Annotated in this window: 17 protein-coding genes; 8 read left to right on the top strand and 9 right to left on the bottom strand. The window is 62.2% G+C overall.

Going from position 1 to position 20,187, the window contains the following annotated elements; translation table 11 throughout:
* Positions 1–216 precede the first annotated feature (216 nt).
* From hemL to ACOYXI_RS15570, 3 genes are read right to left on the bottom strand one after another with little or no spacing between them, the layout of a single operon-like run.
* Positions 217–1,500, bottom strand: coding sequence for a glutamate-1-semialdehyde 2,1-aminomutase (gene hemL, locus ACOYXI_RS15580; protein ID WP_461675032.1), 1,284 nt, complete (start codon positions 1,498–1,500; stop codon positions 217–219).
* 15 nt (positions 1,501–1,515) lie between these two features.
* Positions 1,516–2,139, bottom strand: coding sequence for a thiamine phosphate synthase (thiE, locus tag ACOYXI_RS15575; protein WP_007960555.1), 624 nt, complete (start codon positions 2,137–2,139; stop codon positions 1,516–1,518).
* 18 nt (positions 2,140–2,157) lie between these two features.
* Positions 2,158–2,955: a hydroxymethylpyrimidine/phosphomethylpyrimidine kinase gene (locus tag ACOYXI_RS15570; protein ID WP_007960553.1), complete on the bottom strand. Its 798-nt coding sequence runs from the start codon at positions 2,953–2,955 to the stop codon at positions 2,158–2,160.
* Positions 2,956–3,429: 474 nt separating this feature from the next.
* Between ACOYXI_RS15570 and ACOYXI_RS15565 the strand changes: the two genes are divergently transcribed.
* From ACOYXI_RS15565 to ACOYXI_RS15550, 4 genes are all read left to right on the top strand, one after another.
* Positions 3,430–5,784: a hybrid sensor histidine kinase/response regulator gene (locus tag ACOYXI_RS15565; RefSeq protein ID WP_461675031.1), complete on the top strand. Its 2,355-nt coding sequence runs from the start codon at positions 3,430–3,432 to the stop codon at positions 5,782–5,784.
* A gap of 97 nt (positions 5,785–5,881) precedes the next feature.
* The gene (locus ACOYXI_RS15560; RefSeq protein ID WP_461675030.1) at positions 5,882–7,531 is read left to right on the top strand and encodes an acyl-CoA dehydrogenase family protein; all 1,650 of its coding nucleotides are present in this window, start codon (positions 5,882–5,884) and stop codon (positions 7,529–7,531) included.
* A gap of 182 nt (positions 7,532–7,713) precedes the next feature.
* Positions 7,714–9,213 carry an AMP nucleosidase gene (gene amn, locus ACOYXI_RS15555; protein WP_167734182.1) on the top strand — a complete coding sequence of 500 codons (1,500 nt, stop codon included), beginning with the start codon at positions 7,714–7,716 and terminating at the stop codon, positions 9,211–9,213.
* A 72-nt stretch (positions 9,214–9,285) separates the two neighbouring features.
* On the top strand, positions 9,286–9,921 hold the full coding sequence (locus ACOYXI_RS15550) for a pseudouridine synthase (protein WP_123588889.1): 636 nt from the start codon (positions 9,286–9,288) through the stop codon (positions 9,919–9,921).
* Here ACOYXI_RS15550 and ACOYXI_RS15545 read toward each other — a convergent pair.
* Positions 9,916–10,125 (bottom strand): DUF2788 domain-containing protein, encoded by a 210-nt coding sequence (locus tag ACOYXI_RS15545; protein WP_003228500.1) that lies wholly within the window; start codon positions 10,123–10,125, stop codon positions 9,916–9,918. The genes ACOYXI_RS15550 and ACOYXI_RS15545 overlap by 6 nt on opposite strands.
* 191 nt (positions 10,126–10,316) lie before the next feature.
* Positions 10,317–10,796: an Lrp/AsnC family transcriptional regulator gene (locus ACOYXI_RS15540; RefSeq protein WP_007909658.1), complete on the bottom strand. Its 480-nt coding sequence runs from the start codon at positions 10,794–10,796 to the stop codon at positions 10,317–10,319.
* 454 nt (positions 10,797–11,250) lie between these two features.
* Between ACOYXI_RS15540 and ACOYXI_RS15535 the strand changes: the two genes are divergently transcribed.
* Positions 11,251–12,291, top strand: a complete 1,041-nt coding sequence (locus ACOYXI_RS15535) for a DUF6515 family protein (RefSeq protein WP_461675029.1) — start codon at positions 11,251–11,253, stop codon at positions 12,289–12,291.
* Here ACOYXI_RS15535 and ACOYXI_RS15530 read toward each other — a convergent pair.
* The gene (locus ACOYXI_RS15530; RefSeq protein WP_027612877.1) at positions 12,285–13,193 is read right to left on the bottom strand and encodes a cation diffusion facilitator family transporter; all 909 of its coding nucleotides are present in this window, start codon (positions 13,191–13,193) and stop codon (positions 12,285–12,287) included. The two genes, ACOYXI_RS15535 and ACOYXI_RS15530, sit on opposite strands and share 7 nt — an antisense overlap.
* 9 nt (positions 13,194–13,202) lie before the next feature.
* Positions 13,203–13,622 carry a hypothetical protein gene (locus ACOYXI_RS15525; RefSeq protein ID WP_025108718.1) on the bottom strand — a complete coding sequence of 140 codons (420 nt, stop codon included), beginning with the start codon at positions 13,620–13,622 and terminating at the stop codon, positions 13,203–13,205.
* Positions 13,623–13,985: 363 nt separating this feature from the next.
* Here ACOYXI_RS15525 and hrpB point away from each other — a divergent pair, with 363 nt between their 5' ends.
* Positions 13,986–16,505: an ATP-dependent helicase HrpB gene (gene hrpB / locus ACOYXI_RS15520; RefSeq protein WP_461675028.1), complete on the top strand. Its 2,520-nt coding sequence runs from the start codon at positions 13,986–13,988 to the stop codon at positions 16,503–16,505.
* Positions 16,506–16,661: 156 nt separating this feature from the next.
* On the opposite strand, the gene ACOYXI_RS15515 is transcribed toward hrpB, so the two are convergent.
* Together ACOYXI_RS15515 and ACOYXI_RS15510 are read right to left on the bottom strand one after the other, a co-directional pair.
* Complete coding sequence (locus ACOYXI_RS15515; RefSeq protein WP_461675027.1) at positions 16,662–17,741, bottom strand: endonuclease/exonuclease/phosphatase family protein; 1,080 nt, start codon at positions 17,739–17,741, stop codon at positions 16,662–16,664.
* A 74-nt stretch (positions 17,742–17,815) separates the two neighbouring features.
* Complete coding sequence (locus ACOYXI_RS15510; RefSeq protein WP_461675026.1) at positions 17,816–18,490, bottom strand: YciC family protein; 675 nt, start codon at positions 18,488–18,490, stop codon at positions 17,816–17,818.
* A gap of 178 nt (positions 18,491–18,668) precedes the next feature.
* Between ACOYXI_RS15510 and ACOYXI_RS15505 the strand changes: the two genes are divergently transcribed.
* Entirely contained in the window at positions 18,669–19,427 is a 759-nt protein-coding gene (locus tag ACOYXI_RS15505) for a DUF2076 domain-containing protein (protein ID WP_461675025.1), read from the top strand.
* Between the two features lie 244 nt (positions 19,428–19,671).
* A complete protein-coding gene (locus ACOYXI_RS15500; protein ID WP_041065128.1) occupies positions 19,672–20,151 on the top strand; it encodes an NYN domain-containing protein in 480 nt (159 codons plus the stop codon).
* Positions 20,152–20,187 lie beyond the last annotated feature (36 nt).

The following is a 20,187-nucleotide window of genomic DNA, read 5'->3' as shown; positions in this document are numbered from 1 at the left end:
CTTACCTCTGAAGGGCACGCGGACCCATCGAGGGATCCAATAAGCGCGCATTATGAAATAAGCAGGGCCAACCTTACAAAGTCTTTACTCGTTTTTCTGCTGCGCGGGGAATATATCGGCCACTTTCTGGCGGATTTTTAGCAGAGGCGTGGGAAAAACAGCGTGGGTGTAGGTGAAAGCTGACGCTGGCCATGGCCAACGTCAGCGGTACGGCGATTACTTCAGTGCAGCGAAGGCACGTTCGGCAGCGTCCAGAGTGATTTTCAGCTCGGTTTCGCCGTGGGCGATCGAGGTGAAACCGGCTTCGAATGCACTCGGTGCCAGGTACACGCCACCTTCAAGCATCAGGTGGAAGAAGCGACCGAACAGTGCTGCGTCGCTGGCCATCACGTCTTCAAAGGTGACGATGTCGTCGGCGCCGCTGAAATACAGGCCGAACATGCCACCCGCTTGCGTGGTCACGAACGGAATGCCCGCGGCATCGGCGCGTTGTTGCAGACCGTCGAGCAGGCGCGTGGTGTAGTCGGTCAGCTCGGCGTGGAAACCCGGACGGCTGATCAGGCGCAGGGTGGTCAGACCGGCGGCCATCGCCAGTGGGTTACCCGACAGGGTGCCGGCCTGATACACCGGGCCCAGCGGCGCGATGCGCTCCATGATTTCACGCTTGCCGCCGAAGCAGCCGACCGGCATGCCGCCGCCGATGATCTTGCCGAAGGTGGTCAGATCCGGGGTCACGCCGTAGTGCGCCTGGGCGCCGCCGAGGGCAACGCGGAAACCGGTCATCACTTCGTCGAAAATCAGCACCACGCCATGCTTGTCGCACAGCGAACGCAGGCCTTCAAGGAAACCCGGTGCCGGCGGTACGCAGTTCATGTTGCCCGCGACTGGCTCGACGATGATGCAGGCGACGTCCTGACCGACTTCGGCGAGCATCTTCTCCACGGCGTCGATGTCGTTGAACGGCAGGGTCAGGGTGTGTTTGGCGAACGAGGCCGGGACACCGGCGGAGCTTGGTACGCCCTGGGTCAGCGCGCCGGAGCCGGCCTTGACCAGCAGGCTGTCGGAGTGACCGTGGTAGCAGCCTTCGAACTTGATGATGCTGTCGCGACCGGTGTAACCACGGGCCAGACGAATCGCACTCATGGTCGCTTCGGTGCCGGAGCTGACCATGCGCACCATGTCCATCGACGGCACCAGCGAGCAGACCAGGTCGGCCATCTCGGTTTCCATCGCGGTCGGCGCGCCGTAGGACAGGCCGTGTTGCAGTTGATTGCGCACTGCATCGAGCACGTCCGGGTGGCTGTGGCCGAGGATCATCGGCCCCCACGAACCGACGTAATCCACATAGCGTTTGTCGTCTTCGTCGGTGACGTAGGCGCCTTCGGCATGTTTGAAGAACAGCGGTGTGCCGCCCACGCTCTTGAACGCGCGAACCGGCGAGTTCACGCCACCGGGAATGTGTTTCTGGGCATTGGCAAACAGGGTTTCGGAACGAGACATGTTCGGGCTCTCAAATCAGATTTTCAGAAGTTCGTTGAAGGCGCGGGCGCGGCGGGTCACTTCGGCGGTGCTTTCGGCACCGAACAAGCCGTGGACCACCGCCAGCAGGTCGACCCCGTGGGCCACCAGTGGCGCGGCGTTGTCGAGGGTGATGCCGCCAATCGCGCAGACCGGCAGATGCAGCTTGCGTTTGGCCTCGTCGAGCAGATCGAGGCTGCAGCTTGGCGCGCCGGGTTTGGTGTTGGAATTGAAGAAGCGACCGAAGGCGACATAGCTCGCGCCTTCCTTGGCGGCTTGCTCGGCCAGTTCGAGTTGCGCGTGGCAGGTCGAACCGATGATGGCTTTGGAGCCGAGCAGGGCGCGGGTCGGCGACAGCGGGCCGTCGGTCTGCCCCAGGTGCACGCCGACGTTGAGGCGTGCGGCCAATTCGGCGTCATCGTTGATGATCAACTGCGTCTTGTAGCGTTCGCACAGATCGCGTAGCGCTTCGGCCTCGCGCAGACGGCGGGCCTCGTCGCTGCTTTTGTCGCGGTATTGCAGCAGGGTGACGCCGCCTTCCAGCGCCGCCTCCACATACGACAGAAACTTGCCCGCCAGCAATTGGCTATCGGTGATGGCGTACAGGCCACGGAGTTTCATCAGGCAGACCTCACGACGTTACGAGCAAAAATCCAGCGGCAGGCGACGCGGCACGAACTGGCCTTTGCCCAGTTGTTCGGCATCGCGCAGGGTGCGCCAGGTGTAATCCAGTGCCGTACGCACCGCGCTGGCGAGGTTTTCACCCTGGGCCAGCCGACCGGCGAGGGCGCTGGCCAATGTGCAGCCGGAACCGTGATAACTGCCCGGTAAACGCTGGCAATAGAAGGTTTCACGCAGGCCGTCACGGCTGTACAGGCGATTGTGGATTTCAGTTTCGTCGCCATGGCCGCCGGTGATCAGCAGGTTTTTGACGAACGGCAGGAGCTTTTCCGCGCACTCGTCCGCAGTGCCTTCGGGCAGTTCGGCGAGAATCCGTGCTTCGGGAAGGTTGGGGGTGGCAATGATCGACAGCGGCAGCAGACGCTCGCGCATCGCATAACCGACTTCATCCTTGCCCAGGCGTCCGCCGCCGCCGGCACGCAGCACCGGGTCGCAGACCACTGGCAGGTGCGGGTGCGCAGAGAGCAGTTCGACCACGGTGTCGACCATTTCCAGCGAGCCGAGCATGCCCAGTTTGACCGCAGCGACTTCGGAGTCGTTGAGCACGGCGTTGGCCTGGGCCAGTACCCACTCACGGTCGAGGACGCGGAAGTCAGTGACGTTGACGGTGTCTTGCACGGTCAGGGCGGTGACGGCCGGAGCCGCATGGCAACCCTGCGCGAGCAGGGCTTCGATATCTGCCTGCAAGCCGGCGCCACCACTGGGGTCGTGGCCGGAGAGACAGAGGACAACGGGGCGGGAGCTGTAGATATTCATGGTGCGCGAGCTTACCACCAAACCTGATTTTGGGGTTCAGTCCTGAAAGCGTTTGGCTAGAGATTGTCTGACACATTGCGGCCATTAGTCGGGTAGCAATTGTGGCGAGGGGATTTATCCCCGATGCGCTGCGAAGCAGTCGCAAATCCATTCTATGAATCGTGTCTGAAAGAATCTGGTTGCATGGTTTGGGGCCGCTTCGCGACCCATCGGGGATAAATCCCCTCGCCACAAGAGGTATTTACAACATCCGTCGTTGTAGTGAGCTGACCAACTCAACAGCTCTAGCTCGCTGCTTTGCTCTGAAACGCCCGTTCTAGAGCCTTTGTAGGAAAAATTTCGATGGTGCTCAATGGCCATCAACGGCTATGCTAGGCTGGATCCAAACCAATAACAGGTAATACCGGTTTTACGTCTACTCAAAGGGAATGGGGGGCTTCCTGACACAACCGGACGAGCCACGCTGGGGCTTCAATGCGCTATTTGCTGATGTTGCTGTTCTGCTTGCCCCTCCTCGCAAGCGCCGTCGAGTTCGACGAAAATACCCAGAGCCTTCCCCTGGGTCGCTCCTTGCAGGTGTTCGAAGACCCGAGCGGTCAGGCGAGCATCGCCGACGTCCGTGCTCAAGCGGCGGCGGGCAATTTCAAACCTCACGATAAAGCCACGCTCAATGCCGGTTACTCGCGCTCGGCGTTCTGGCTGAAGATCGACCTGCATTACCGTCCGAACAACCCGGCCGCCCAGCGCACCTGGCTGCTGGAACTGGCGTATCCGCCGCTCGATCACCTCGACCTTTATATGGCCGATGCCAATGGCGACTACCGACTGATCCGGCAAACCGGCGACGCCTTGCCGTTCGCCAGTCGCGAGATCCGGCAGAACAATTACCTGTTCGACCTGACCTTCGCCCCTGACCAGCAAAAAACCGTGTACCTGCGCCTGGCCAGCGAGGGTTCGATTCAGGCACCGGTGACGTTATGGTCGAGCACCGCGTACCTCGAAGACCAGCCGGTGCGCCTGTATGTGCTGGGGATCATCTATGGCGTGCTGCTGGGGATGCTGGTCTACAACCTGTTCATCTACCTGAGCGTGCGCGACACCAGCTACCTCTATTACATCTTCTACATCGCCTCGTTCGGCCTTTATCAACTGTCGGTAAACGGCGCGGCGGTCGAGTATTTCTGGCCGGACAATCCGTGGTGGGCCAACGCCGCCACACCGTTTTTCATCGGTTGCGCCGGGTTGTTCGGCAGCCAGTTCGCCCGCAGTTTCCTGCAGACCAGAACCCACAGTCGCTGGCTCGACTATCTGCTGATCGCCCTGATCGCGTTCGGCGCGCTGGTGGTCGGGCTGTCGCTGATGACCAGTTACGCATTGTCGCTGCGCCTGGCGACCCTGTTGGCGCTGGTGTTCACCGTGGTGATCTTCGCCGCCGGGATTCTCGCCTGGTGGCGCGGCTTGCGGGTGGCGCGTTATTTCATCATTGCCTGGTCGGCATTCCTGCTCGGCGGCATCGTCAATACGCTGATGGTGCTGGGCCTGCTGCCGAACGTGTTCCTGACCATGTACGCCAGTCAGATCGGTTCGGCGATCGAAGTTGCGCTACTGTCGCTGGCGCTGGCCGACCGCATCAACGCGATGCGCGAGCAACAGGCGCAGACCCTGTTCGACGCCGGGCAGAAGCTCGAAGTGCTCAACCAGCAACTGGCCCACAGCAACAAGCTCAAGGATGAATTCCTCGCGACCCTGACCCATGAATTGCGCACGCCGATGAACGGTGTGATCGGTTCGCTGGAACTGATGCAGACCGTCGAGCTGGAGCCTGAACTGGAGCAATACCAGCAAACCGCCGCCGGCTCCGCCCGGGACATGATGCGCATGGTCAACGGCATCCTCACCCTCACCGAACTGCAGGCCGGCAAGCTCAAGGCGACGCCGGGCATCTTCAGCCTGCGCGCGGTGGTCGAGGCCTTGCGCGTGCAGTTCGATGGCAACGCGGCGAGCAAGTCGCTGGACTTCAAAGTCGAGGTGCTGCCGACCCTGCCGGATCGCTTGCACGGCGACAGCGCAAAACTGGCGCAATGCCTGGAGTGCCTGCTGGACAACGCGATCAAGTTCACCCGGGTCGGTGGTCTGGCGCTGCGGGTGACCGGCAAGCCGACGGCGGACAACCGCTTGGCGTTGTCGTTTGCGGTGATCGACACAGGCATCGGTTTCACCGATCTGGGCGAGGCGACGATGTATCAGCGCTTCTTCCAGCTTGATGGCTCGATGACCCGCGAATACGGCGGGCTGGGCGTGGGGCTGGCGATCTGTCGGCAACTGGTGGAACTGCTCGGCGGCAAGCTTACGCACCGCTCCCAACCAGGCAGCGGCAGCCGTTTTCAACTGGATGTCGAGTTCGAGCTGCCGGAAGTCGAAGCGGCACCAACCGCGGACGCGCTGCACGAGCGCAGCCGTGCGCCGCAGGATTGCACGGTGTTGCTGGTGGATGACAACAGCGTCAACCAACTGGTGATGCGCGGCATGCTGCTCAAACTGGGGTTCCGCGTACGCACGGCGGACAACGGCGCGGCGGCGCTGGATTATCTGCAGCGCGAGGCCTTCGATGCGGTGCTGATCGATTGCCAGTTGCCCAGCCACGAAGGGGCCTCGTTGTGCTGCCAGATTCATGGGTTGCCCGGCTGCGCCAATCTGCCGGTGTTCATGCTGGCCCTGGGCACGGATCGCGAGCACTGCGCACCGGGCACGCACATCGATTACCTGAACAAACCGGTGAAATTCGAAGACCTGCAGACGGCGCTGGAGCGTCGGGTGCTCAGCGCGTAATAGGGTGAAAGCGCCGACAGTTCGGCGCATATGACACTTTGATCAGCCACGGGCCGGTGCTTAACTGAATCCCTTGGCTGACCAAAGGAGCCCCGTCATGAACCTGCATCAGTTCGCCGAAACCCACGAAGTCACCAACCAGCCACCGTCGCTGGACGGTGCCAACCTGTACCGCATCGACCTGCCATTGCAGGAGTGGTCGCGCCGTTTTGGCGCCGGTTGGGCCGAGTCGCGAATCGACACCTATGGCGCTCTGGCCGGTGGGCCGCTGATGGAAGCCGGGTTCCTCGCCAATCAGAACAAACCGGTATTCGTCAGCCATGACCGCTACGGTCATCGCATCGATCTGGTGGAATTCCATCCCGCTTATCACGAACTGATGCGCACCGCGATCGAACATGGCCTGACTTCATCACCCTGGACTCATCCGCAGGACGGCGCACATGTCGCCCGCGCCTCGATGAGCTATCTGCACAGCCAGGCCGAGGCGGGCAGCGGTTGCCCGTTGACCATGACCTTCGCCAGCGTACCGGCCATGCGTTTGCAGCCGGATCTGGCCGAACAGTGGCTGCCGAAGATCCTCGCCACCGAATATGACCCGCGCAACATCGGCATGGCGCACAAGGCCGGCGTGACCATCGGCATGGCGATGACCGAAAAACAGGGCGGCACCGATGTGCGGGCCAATACCACCAAGGCCTATCCAGTGGGGGCCAGTGGCCCGGGGCAGGCCTATGAACTGGTCGGGCACAAGTGGTTCTGCTCGGCGCCGATGTGCGATGCATTCCTGACGCTGGCGCAGACCGACAAGGGCCTGACCTGCTTCCTGCTGCCGCGCCACCGCCCCGACGACACGCGCAATCAGTTCTACATCCAGCGCCTGAAAAACAAACTCGGCAACCAGTCCAACGCCTCCAGTGAAGTGGAGTTTCGCGGCGCGCTGGCATGGATGGTCGGCGAAGAAGGGCGCGGCGTACCGACCATCATCGAGATGGTGGCGATGACCCGTTTCGATTGCATGGTCGGCTCCAGCTCGCTGATGCGTCAGGCGCTGACCCAGGCCAGCCACCACTGCGCGCACCGCAAGGTCGGCGGCAAATTGCTCAGCGAGCAACCGTTGATGCAGAACGTGCTGGCCGATCTGGCGCTGGAAAGCGAGGCCGCGCTGGCCCTGAGCCTGCGCATGGGCAAGGCGCTGGATCATCTGGATGATCGCCATGAAGCGCAATTCGCCCGGCTGGTGACGGCGGTTGGCAAATACTGGATCTGCAAACGCGCCCCCGGAATGATCAATGAAGCTGCCGAATGCATGGGCGGCGCGGGGTATGTCGAGGAGAGCATCCTGCCACGGCTGTATCGCGAAGCGCCGGTCAACTCGACGTGGGAAGGCTCGGGCAACGTGCAGTGCCTGGACGTATTGCGTGCGCTGTCGAAAGAACCGGGTGTGCTCGATGTGTTGTTCAGCGAATTGGGCGATGGCCATGGCGACAAACGTCTGGCTGCGCATATCCAGCAGTTGCAGGCGCAGTTCAAGGACACCAGCGATATTCAGTATCGGGCGCGGCAACTCACCGAAGACATCGCGCTCGGTTTGCAGGCCAAGCTATTGCTGGAGGCCGGCAACTCGGCGGTCAGCGACGCGTTCATTGCCAGCCGCCTGAGTGGTGGCGGCCGGGTCTACGGTGCATTGCCGCGTGGGCTGGACGTCGAAGCCATCGTCGCCCGCGCAACCCCCCAGGGTTTCTGACCCAACACAAATCCCCTTGTGGGAGCGGGCTTGCTCGCGAATGTGGTGTGTCAGTCAATGGATAGGTCGACTGACACAGCGCATTCGCGAGCAAGCCCGCTCCCACATGGGATCTCCATTGACAGGAAGATTTGGGTACAGCCACAACGCCACTGTTCCCGTGAGACCACGATGCAGGCAAGATGAAGCTCTGCAAGTCAGAACACAGGAAGCTGATCGTGACCGAAGCGTTTATTGTCGTTCAAACCGCCGAACAAGCCGTGGATCGTCTGGCCGAGCTGCATGAGCGGGCCACCACTGCGCTGAACTCGGCGCTCAAGCGTTACCTCAAGGATCGCGTCGAGCCTGACGCCGAACAGCGTGCCCTGTTTCGTTATCCCGAACTGCGTCTGACCTACCTGTGTCAGGGCGAAGTCCCACAGACCACCCGCGCCTACGCCAAGGTGCAACTGCCGGGCACCTACAGCGTCACCGTCACCCATCCCAAGGCGTTCCGCAAATACCTGCTGGAACAACTGGTGCCGTTGATGCACGACTTCACCGTGACCGTGGAAGTCGGTGTCAGCCAGCAGAATATTCCGTACCCGTACGTAGTCGAGCAGGGCGATGAACTGGCCGGCTCCGGCGTCACCGCTGCGGTGCTGGCGCGGGTGTTCCCGAGTACCGACCTGTCCGCCGCGACCGATGGCATTGCCGACGGTCTCTACGACTGGGAAAACACCGATCCGCTGCCACTGGCGCTGTTCGATGCCGCGCGCGTCGACTTTTCCCTGCGTCGTCTGGTGCACTACACCGGCAGCGACTGGCGCCATGTGCAGCCGTGGATTCTGCTGACCAACTATCACCGCTACGTCGACCAGTTCATCGTTCATGGCCTGGAACAACTGCGCAACGACCCGCGTTTCGTGCGCATGGTGCTGCCGGGCAACGTGATCATCGAGAAGGGCATGGATCACGGCGAAGCGTCGGCGATTGCCGCCGGCGTGGTCTGGCACCGCTACCAGATGCCGGCCTATCACCTGATCGCCAATGACGGCCACGGTGTGACCCTGGTCAACATCGGCGTCGGCCCGTCCAACGCCAAGAACATCACCGACCATCTGGCGGTGCTGCGCCCGCATTGCTGGCTGATGATCGGTCACTGCGGCGGGCTGCGTCAGTCGCAGACCATCGGCGACTACGTGCTGGCTCACGCCTACATGCGTCGCGACGGGATTCTCGACCGCGTGGTGCCGCCGAACATTCCGATCCCGGCACTGGCCGAAGTGCAACTGGCGCTGCAACAAGCCGCGGCCAATATCACCGGCGAGAAGGGCGAGGAGCTGAAAAAGCGCCTGCGCACCGGCACCGTGCTGACCTACGACGACCGCAACTGGGAACTGCGCTGGGCGCAGGAACGTCCGCTGATCAACCTGTCCCGCGCCGTGGCGGTGGACATGGAAAGCGGCACCATCGCCGCCCAGGGTTATCGCTTGCGGGTGCCTTACGGCACGTTGCTGTGCGTTTCGGACAAACCGCTGCACAGTGAAATCAAGCTGCCGGGCTCGGCCAACGCGTTCTATGAGCGTGCGGTCAGTCAGCACTTGAAGATCGGCATCGCGGCGGTGGATCTGCTGCGCACCGAACTCAACTCGCTGCACTCGCGCAAACTGCGCAGCTTCGACGAGCCGCCGTTCCGCTAACGGTTAGTCGTGGTCATTTGGCGGTCGGGGCACTAGCATTAGCAGCCCTGATCGCTAAATGTCTGTTCTCTTATGTCCCGTCCCCCGCGTCCACCTTCCCGCCGTCCCGGTGCGAAGCCATCCTCCTCGGCTCCACGTCGTGTCGCCAAGGCGCCGCCGGCCGAGCCGAAGCTGATCCTGTTCAACAAGCCATTCGATGTGCTGACGCAGTTCAGCGACGAAGGCGGGCGGGCGACGCTCAAGGATTACATTGACGTGCCCGGTATCTATCCGGCCGGGCGCCTTGATCGCGACAGCGAAGGCTTGTTGTTGCTGACTAATGACGGCCAGTTGCAGGCGCGCATCGCTGATCCGAAACACAAACTGGCGAAGACTTACTGGGTGCAGGTCGAAGGCGTGCCGACAGGCGAGCAGTTGCAGCGTCTGCGCGAAGGTGTCGAGTTGAATGACGGCAAGACTTTGCCTGCCGAGGCGCGGCAACTGGAGGAACCTGAACTGTGGCCACGCAATCCGCCGGTACGCTTTCGCAAAAGTGTGCCGACCAGTTGGCTGGAGTTGGTGATTCGTGAAGGGCGCAACCGTCAGGTACGACGGATGACCGCAGCGGTGGGGCTGCCGACGTTACGGCTGGTGCGGGTACGGATTGGCGACTGGACGCTTGAAGGGCTCGATCAGGGCCAATGGAAAGAAGTGCCGGCGCGGTTATAGAGCGCCGGATTCGATCAGGCCGATCACCACACTCTTGATGATGAACGCGGCCACGCCCAGGCCCAGGACGAAGAACAGAATGAACGAGCCGAAACGCCCGGCCTTGGACTTCTTCGCCAGATCCCAGACGATGAAACCCATGAAAATGATCAGGATGCTGACCAGGCCAGTCATCATCCATTCTTCGAATACTGCTGGATCCATCGGGCATCTCCGGCGCGCACAGGGCTGAAAGGGCTGGGCGATTATACGCCGAGGGGGATTGCGGGCGCATTGACCTGTGTCGGTGTGCCGCAGTGATGGTGGTCGCCTGTGCCGGCCCCTTCGCGAGCAAGCCCGCTCCCATATTCGGAATGCATTTCCCTGTGGGAGCGGGCTTGCTCGCGAAGGCGATGTCAGCTGCGCAGATGGGTCAGCGGCAATTCAGTGCTGTTGAGCACCTGATTCAGCACAAAGCTCGAGCGCACGCTGGTCACGCCTTCAATCCGGGTCAGATGCCCCAGCAGCAGCTTCTGATAATGATCCATGTCCGGCACCACCACTTTCAACTGATAGTCGGCATCCACGCCGGTCACCAGGCTGCATTCCAGCACCTGCGGCAACGTGCGGATCGCCGCTTCGAAATTCTCGAAACGCTCCGGTGTGTGCCGGTCCATGCCGATCAGCACGTAGGCGGTCAGGCTCAGGCCGAGCATCTTGCGATCGAGCAGGGCGACCTGGCGCGAGATGTAGCCGTCGTCCTCCAGTTGCTTGACCCGGCGCGAGCAGGGGGAGGGTGACAGACCGATGCGCTCGGCCAGTTCCTGGTTGGAGATGCGGGCGTCGCGCTGCAATTCCGCCAAAATACTCAGGTCGTAACGGTCGAGTTTGCTCATGAATCAGTCCTTGGTTGTAACTATTGCGGCGGATTATCTATCCAGGGTTAAAAATTGCGCAAGCAGTGTTTATTTGAGCAATCTTAGCAATCCTCTGTCGCGCCTCCCGGCCTATTCTTATCACCAGAATCACTGCTCGGTAACACAGTCCACTGCGGCCCGCCCAATCAGGCCCGCCGCGGCCGCCACCCCCACCGGGGCTGGGCCGGCCCCCGAGCTGCACACTGTCCAGAAGACGGCGTGAGGTGAGCCGACGTCAAAAGCGTCGAGCCAGGACGAAGTTCTCTAAAGGGAGGCCGACGGGTCTCCCTTTTTCTTGCCTGCGATTTTTGTGCCTCGATGCACAGCCTTCCTCAATAAATAAGTTTCGTGACTGATAACCTGTCGCAGAACCCGGTGTGCGTATTCCCGGTCTTAGCTACAAGCCCTCTTAATACCCGCAGTGAGGAAAAGCATGAAGTCGCGCATCTGGCGTCTGGCCGGTGTTGGTTTGCTGTGTGTGAGCGTCAGTGCGCAAGCGCTCGCCGACGATCCGGAGAGCCGCAGCCCTAATGGGGGACGCGGCCCTGAGCATCAGGGAAATAACCAGGGCCATGGGGGCGATCATCAGCCCCACGGGCAGAACAATCCGCCGCCGCAAAATCAGCCGCGGCCGCAGAACAACGAAATCATTCTGGGCGACAACAGCCGCCAGTTCGAGCACAACGGCCAGCAGCACAACAATGGCCAGTGGCAGAACCAGAACCGCGCGCCCAATCAGCCTGCTCCGGTGCATCAGGCGCCCCCGTCGAACAACCTGCCGATCCAGCCACGGCCCGACACCGTGCGCCAGACTCAGGAACCGCGCCAGGGTTACTACCGCGACGAGCGGCCGCAGAATGGTTACCACAACCAGCAATGGCAAACCGGCAACCGGCCCAATGACAATCGCTGGCCGGGTCGCCCAGACGGACATGGCAACGGTTGGGGCCCAGGCCCCCAATACCGTCCGGGGCATGTGATCGACCGCTTCCCGGATCGCGAATACCGCGTGCCGTATCGCGGTCAGGATTACTTCTATTCCGGTGGCTACTGGTATCGTCCGCAAGGCCCGCGGTACATCGTCGTGCAGCCGCCACGAGGGATTCGCACCCAGTATCTGCCGGACTATGCCCGTGAAGTGTGGATCGGCGGTGCGCTGCTGTTCCTCGCTGCCGGTTCCTACTATGCGTATCAGGAAGCCACTCAGGATTACGTCGTAGTCGAACCCCCGGTGCAGCAACCGCCGCAACCGCAGCCGCAATCCCAGGGCTATGACGTCGAGGCCTATCCGGCCAACGGGCAGTCGCCGGAACAGGTGCAGCAGGACGGTTATCAGTGCTACCAATACGCCGTGCAGCAGAGCGGTTTCGACCCGCGTACCGCGACCTATCAGCCAGCGCCTGAAGTGGTGCAGGCTTACCGTCAGGCTCAGGGCAACTGCCTGAGCAGTCGCGGTTATCAGGTGTCTTACTGAATCCGGGTTTGCGCCCGTTCGGTCTTGACCACTTCCTGCGGGTCGGCGTGCACCAGCACTTCGGCTCGCGGGTAGGCGGCGTGAATCGCATCCGCCGCCTGATCGCTGATGCCGTGAGCCACTGACAAGGTCAGCTCTCCTGGCAACTCCAGATGCAACTGCACAAACCAGTGGTTGCCCGAGATCCGTGTGCGCAAGTCATGCGCGCCCAACACGCCCGGTACCGCGCAGGCCAGTTCGAGCATGTGCTGACTGACGTCCGCCGGCAGCTCTTCATCCATCAGCACCGAAAAACTTTCCCGGGCGATCTGGATCGCACTCCACAAAATGTACCCGGCAATCCCCAGACCGAACCATGCATCGAGCTGATGAAAGCCCATGCCGGCGAGGATCAGCGCAATCAGAATGCTGCCGTTGAGCAGCATGTCCGAACGGTAGTGCAGCGAGTCGGCGCGCACGGCGTTGGAGCCGGTCTGCTTGATCACCCGATGTTGCAGCGTCAGCAACGCGGCGGTCAGCAGCAGCGAGAACACGATCACGCCGATGCTCAGCCACGGCGCGCCGAGCGGCTCCGGTTGCTTGATGCGTTCATACGCCTGGAACGCAATCAGCACCGCACTGCCGCCGATGAACAGCGCCTGCGCCATGCCCGCCAGCGATTCGGCCTTGCCGTGGCCGTAACGGTGATCGTCATCGGCCGGACGCAGCGCGTAATGCACCGCCAGCAGATTGAGCAGCGAAGTGACGCCATCCAGCGCCGAGTCGGTGAGGCCGGCGAGCATGCTCACCGAGCCGCTCAGCCACCAGGCGATGGCTTTGGCGATGATCAGCGTGCAGGCCACCGCCACCGAAGCGCGGGTTGCCAGCCGCAGCAGGCGGGCGTGTTCGGGGCTGGTGGTCATGTGATTTCCTTATGCGGCGGGTTGGAGGCCGAACATCGCCAGTTGTTGCGTGCTGCCCTTGTGCTGGATCAGGCGCGGATCGTCCAGAGGCAGGTTGCGGCCCAGTTCTGTTTCGAGAATAGCCTGCAACTTGAGGTTATCGACCTGACCGTCCGGGCCGATGGCTTGTTTGAGCTTGGCCGGATCGACCTGAGCGGTGTGGCCCGGTTCGAAATAGATCGCGCCGGTGGTGAAGTCGACCGCGAACGCGATCAGCCCTGGAATCACGTAGAACAGCAGGCCCACGGCGTCGAGCACGGCAATCGCCGGGTCAATCTTGCCGTCGATCTGACCGCGACGGTCCGGATAGAAAATCGAACCGCAAGCCGTGAGTTGCGTGAGCAGGGTGGCGACCAGTACACCGCCGATCAGGCGAGAAGGTAAGCGCATGGAAAATCTCCTGAGTCATTTGAAAACGAAGCGTCGTCATTTGAAATTAAGACCCTGACAAACGCCCGGCAGTTCGCCGTTATACTCGCCCTCGGCAGGGCGCGCCCACAGTAAATTGCGGCCTCGTCTCACCCCTACCGAAATATGTTGAGGATTGAAGTTGTTTTCTCCAGATCGACACCTCGTGAAGGTTGATGAATCCTGGCGGGGTTCGGCCCTCCGGGCTAAAGCTGTGAACGCGCCATGCTGCGTTGCGGAACTTGGCAAGGAAACGACCCTTACCTGCGTCCCGCGCCTTGCCTGGCACGCTCACAGCTTTAACGCGACTCGCAATTTACTGTGGGCACGCCCTGGGGAGCCAGCATGATTTCTTTGCCGATCGATGAAGTTTTACCCGCCCTGCGTGAAGCGTTGGCGACACGCCACGAAGCCGTGCTCGAAGCACCGCCCGGCGCCGGTAAAACCACCCGCGTGCCTTTAGCCTTGCTCGATGAAGCGTGGCTGGCCGGGCAGACCATTCTGATGCTCGAACCACGGCGTCTCGCCGCGCGAGCCGCTGCCGAACGGTTGGCCAGCGAACTGGGTGAGAAGGTCGGTGAAACCGTCGGTTATCGCATCCGCCTCGACAGCAAGGTCGGCCCCAATACCCGTATCGAAGTGGTCACCGAGGGGATTCTCACCCGGCGTCTGCAGGATGATCCGGCGCTGGAAGGCGTCGGTTTGCTGATCTTCGACGAATTTCACGAACGCAGTCTTGATGCCGATCTGGCCTTGGCCCTGAGTTTGAACGGTCGTGAGCTGTTCCGCGCTGAACAGCCGCTGAAGATTCTGCTGATGTCCGCCACGCTGGAAGGCGAGCGTCTGGCCGGGTTGCTGGATGACGCGCCGATCCTGCGCAGCGAAGGGCGCATGTACCCGGTGACGATGCGCTGGGGACGGCCGTTCCAGCCCGGCGAATACATCGACCAGCGCGTGACCCAGACCGTCCTCGAAGCCCTGCACGATGAAACTGGCAGCCTGCTGGTGTTTTTGCCGGGGCAGGCGGAAATCCGTCGGGTGCATCAGCAACTGAGCGATGCCATCGGCGAGCGTAAAGACGTATTGCTCTGCCCATTGCACGGTGAACTGGACCTGAATGCCCAACGCGCTGCCATCGACCCGGCGCCGGCCGGCCAGCGCAAAGTGGTGCTGGCGACCAACATCGCCGAGACCAGCCTGACCATCAACGGCGTGCGCGTGGTGATCGACGCCGGGCTGGTGCGGGTGCCGCGTTTCGACCCAGGCAGCGGCATGACCCGCCTCGATACGCAGCGTATTTCCAGGGCCAGCGCCACCCAGCGTGCGGGGCGGGCCGGACGTCTGGAGCCGGGCGTGTGTTATCGCCTGTGGTCGCAGGATCAGCACGAGCAGCTCGCCGCTTACGGCAGTGCGGAAATACTGTCGGCGGATCTGGCGAGTCTGGCGCTGCAACTTGGACGCTGGGGCGTGACCCCGGGCGAGCTGGTCTGGCTCGATGTGCCGCCGGCAGCGGCCTATGCCCAGGCGCAGGATTTGTTGCAGCGCCTGGGCGCACTTGAAGGCGAGGCGTTGACTTCCCACGGTCAGGCCATGGCCGAGTTGCCGGCGCATCCGCGCATCGCCCATCTGTTGCTGCGCGGTCAGGCGCTGGGGCTGGCGAACATGGCGTGTGACGTCGCGGCACTGCTCGGCGAGCGCGATATTTTGCGCGGCGCCGGGGCCGATCTGCACAGCCGCTTGGTGCTGCTCTCCGGCGAAGGACGCGCGGCACGCGGTGCTCAGGGCGGCGTGCAGCGTGCGCGGCAACTGGCGCGGCAATATCGCGGTTACCTGCGCGGCAAGGCCAGCGCGCCGGTCAGCGATCCTGATCACCCGCGCTGGCTCGGTGCGTTGCTGGCGCTGGCTTACCCGGATCGGGTTGCCCAGCAGCGGCGTGCCGGTGGCGCCGAATATCGTCTGGCCAATGGTCGCGCTGCGCTGTTCGCCGAAGCCGACAGCCTGATGAAGGAGCCGTGGATTGTGATCGCCGATCTCGGCAGTCGTCAGGGCCAGCGTGAGGAACGGATTTACCTGGCGGCGGATTTTGATCCGGCGCTGTTCGATTCGGTGCTCGCCGAGCAAGTGCGCGCTGTCGATCAACTGGACTGGGATGAGCGCGAAGGCGTGCTGCGCGCCGAGCGTCAGCTCAAGGTTGGCGAACTGATCCTCAGCCGCGAACCGTTGACCGGTCTCGACGAAGCGGCGCGCAGTCAGGCGCTGGTCAATCTGGTGCGGCGCAAGGGACTGGAGTTGTTGCCGTGGACGCCGGAGCTACGGCAGTGGCAGGCGCGGGTTGCCCTGTTGCGGCAATTGGATCTGGCCACGCAGGATGACAGTCAGTGGCCGGATGTCAGCGACGCGACGTTGCTGAACACTCTCGAGCATTGGTTAATGCCTTACCTGGGCAAGGTCTCGCGGCTCAGCCATTTCGCCAATCTTGACCTGTCGAGCATCGTCCGCAATCTGCTGCCGTGGCCGCTGCCGCAGAAGCTTGATGAGCTGGCGCCACATCACATCAGTGTGCCGTCGGGTTCATCGATTCGTCTGGATTACAGCGAATTTCCGCCGATTCTCGCGGTGCGTTTGCAGGAGCTGTTCGGCCTCGCCGAGACGCCACGAATTGCCGGCGGCCGGCAAGTGGTCAAGCTGCACCTGTTGTCCCCGGCACGGCGGCCGGTGCAGGTGACGCAGGATCTGGCCAACTTCTGGCGCAGTACCTATGCCGAGGTGAAGAAGGATCTGAAGGGGCGCTATCCGAAGCATTATTGGCCGGATGATCCGTTGGTGGCCGAGGCGACCGCGCGGGCCAAGCCGCGCGGCACCTGAAGAGCAAAACATCGCAGCCTGCCACCCAATCACGGTACGACATCAATCTACTGTGGGAGCGGGCTTGCTCGCGAAGGCGGTGCGCCAGGCACGGATGCATCAACTGACACAACGCTTTCGCGAGCAAGCCCGCTCCCACAGGGTTATGAGGGGGGGCTAAGGCGCCGCGGGCAGCAGGAACCGCGCAATCACCGGCAAGTGATCGGAAATGCGCAAGGTATCGTCCTGGCGCACCCGCGCTTCGACCCGTTTGATTTTCGGGCTGTAGAACAGATAGTCGACGGTGCGATCCGGGCCATTCAGTCCGGGGTCGTTGGGGTAGTGGGTCAGCCAGTGGGCGCGGTCGATGCCGCTGGCTTCGTTGTTGGTCGGGATCATCGGGTACTTGTCCCACAACAGATGCAGGGCGCTGTCGATCGCGTAGGGCGTGCGCTGCTCGGCGGGCAGACGCTGATACTGGCCCAGCGGCAACAGATTGAAGTCGCCGCCGATCAGCCATGGCAGGCCCTGGCTTTCGTACTTGTCGAGCACTTTGGCCACCGCTGTCACTTGCGCCTGCAAGGTCTCGTCCGGTTGGCGGGCGCGATCCAGATGGGTGTTGAATACCGTCAGTTGCCCGCCATCGCTCAGCGGCAGCTTGGTGGCGAGCAAGGCGTCCTTGGGGGCGAACTGGCGGGAGATGAAATTCGCCGGAGGCACCGGCAATTGCAGGCGTTCGGCGTGTTCGATGCGGTAACGGCTCAGGGTCACCAGTTGCCGGCCAACGCTGCCGAAGATGTGCGGGTCGGGGACGAACTCGGCTTTCCAGTCGAAGGCATGGGCGCTGCACGGGTAGAGATCGGTGACCCGTTCCTGCAGCAGCTTGAGCTGATTCTGGTAATCACTGGCCTTGGCGCCGTCATCCAGCTCCTGCAGCAGCACCACGTCGGGCTGCTCGTCGCGAATCACCCGCGCCACTTCGTCGAGACTGAAGGCCATGTCTTCCGGGGATGGTGCTTCATCAGAGCCTTGGGCGAGATCGTTCCAGAACACGTAGCGCTTGCCCGCCAGGTACTGCACGTTCCAGGTCATGACTTTCAGCGCTTGCCCGGGCACCAGGGTCGGCGGCGTACCGCTGCAGGTGACGGGCAAGGTTTCTCGCGCATCGGGGCGCCAGGTCAGGCTGTAGATCAGCCCGCCGATCACGGCGATGGCGAGCACAATCAGTAACAGGGTGTAGCGCAGCAGACGGGGCATGGCTCGGCTTATCGCGTTACAAAAGTGATCCCGAGCATACCCGACCGCGGACGCTTGGCCCAAGGGCCGCGAGGTCAGACCGCTCCGTTACGTTTGTCAGGCAATTCGCTGATCAGCATGAACAGGCGGAACAGCACCACACTGGTGAACAGTTGCAGGAAACTGTGCGCGCTGTCGATCATTACCGCGATCAGCGGATTCTGTGGGTCGGGGTACGCCGCCAGGGTCGCGCCCTTGAGCAGCCACAACGGCCCCATCACACACAGAATGCACAGCAGGATCCGCCAGAAATGCCCACGCGTCAGGCGCAGACTTTCCTTCATTGCCTGCAGCGGCCCCATACCGCGCAACACCAGCAGGTATTCAGCGAATGCGAGCATGACCATCAGCATCAGCCCCGGCAGGAAGTACAGCGACAACCCCAGCAGAATCAGCAAGGTATTGAGCGCCGTGAGCAGAGCGAAACGCGGCCACAGGCGCGCGGACATCGCCAGCAGGTCGAGGTTGCGCGGAGCGTCGCCACGGGTGCGGGCGTCGAGGAACAGGATCAGCGCGGCGGTGTACAGCGGATACACCAGCAAACCGACGACCACGCTGGCGGCGGAGAAACTGTCGGGGTCAGTGGCGCGATCCACCACTTGCTGCAGCACGGCCTCGAAGATCACCAACGGCAGGCATAACTGCACGATGCTGACCAGGTGGCGTTTGAAAAAATACAGAGAGTCGCGCAGTACATCGAAGGCATTCATCAGTCGGTATCGCAGGTCGAAAACAGTGGCTCACTTTAACCGATGACGCGCGGGCAGACACAAACGTAAACATTCGGTAAAGGTCGTTGAAACATCCTGTCACTGCCTCCATTACAGAGGTGCGCCGTGTCCGCAGTGGACACGGGCAACGTTATCCCCGGCAATCTACGAGGTCGCCATGAACAGCGAAGAGCAAACCCTGATCGATGGACTGTTTTCCCGGCTGCAACAGGCCGAAACGGAGGCAGCCCCGCGCGACGCCCAGGCCGAGGCGCGGATCAAGGAACACCTGACCCGCCAGCCGGCGGCAGGTTATTTCATGACCCAGGCGATTCTGGTGCAAGAGGCGGCCATCAAGAGCCTCGACGAACAGAACAAGCAGCTGACCCAGCAAGTCCAGCAATTGCAGGCTGAACTGCAAGCGGCCAAGTCCCAGAGTGCGGCCCCGGCGCCAAGCGGCGGCGGTGGTTTCCTGTCGAGCATCTTCGGCGGCGGCAGCTCGCGTCCAGCGTCGACCCAGAGCGCTCCGGCTTCTACCGGCGGCTGGCGTGAGCCGGCACCGCAGCAGAACTACGCTGCGCCAGCGCCACAACAGAACTATGCCGCACCACCGCCCAACTACGCGCAGCAAGCAGCTCCGGCTGCGGGCAGCAGCTTCCTCGGCGGCGCCCTGAAAACCGCCGCTGGCGTGGCCGGTGGCGTGATGCTGGCGCAGGGCATCAGCAGCCTGTTCCATCACAACCAGCAGCCTGAAGAAATTGTTGAAGTGATCAAGGAAGAGCCGGCGCAGGTGGCTGACCAGAGCGGCAACGACTGGGGCAATGACCAGCGTGTGGCCGATAACGGTTTCTCTGGCAATGACCAGGGCGGATTCACTGATACTGATTACAGCGATGACAACTCGTCGTTCTTCGATGACGACGATTCGTTCGTCTGACGGATCAGCCGCCAGTATCAAACCTGTGGTGAGGGGATTTATCCCCGATGGGCAGCGCAGCGGCCCCGAAAATGGGACTGCTGCGCACTCCATCGGGGATAAATCCCCTCACCACAATCCACCATCCGTCCGGAGTGGTGGGTTGATTATTCGCGCCACCTTCCTGTGGACTGGCATACTGAGCGCCTTTTTCGGGCCCGGCGCCTGATCCCGCTTCGTGCGCTATGCGCTCACAGGAATCCCGGTGAAAAAAATCGCAGTGTTCGCCGATGTGCAGAACCTCTACTACACCGTGCGTCAGGCCTATGGTTGCCATTTCAACTATGCCGCGCTGTGGGCGGATGTGAGCAAACACGGGCAGATTGTCGAGGCATACGCCTACGCCATCGACCGTGGCGACAGCAAGCAGCAGCAGTTCCAGCAGATCCTGCGCAACCTCGGTTTCACCGTGAAGCTCAAACCCTATATCCAGCGCAGCGACGGCTCGGCCAAGGGCGACTGGGACGTGGGCATCACCCTCGACATCATGGACGCCGCCGACCACGTCGACGAAATCGTCCTGGCCTCCGGTGACGGCGACTTCGACATGCTGCTCGAACGCATCATCAGCAAGCACGGCGTACAGGCAGTGGCCTATGGCGTGCCGGGTCTGACCGCCAACTCGCTGATCCGCGCCGCCAGCCGTTATGTGCCGATTGAAGGCGCACTGCTGTTGAAAAACTGAGCGTTGCTCAAGAATTGATTTGTACGGAGTTGAACC

Source organism: Pseudomonas sp. G3-19, from assembly GCF_054855875.1.
Note: the sequence above shows the minus strand (reverse complement) of the source record. Positions and strands in the feature narration are given on the sequence as shown.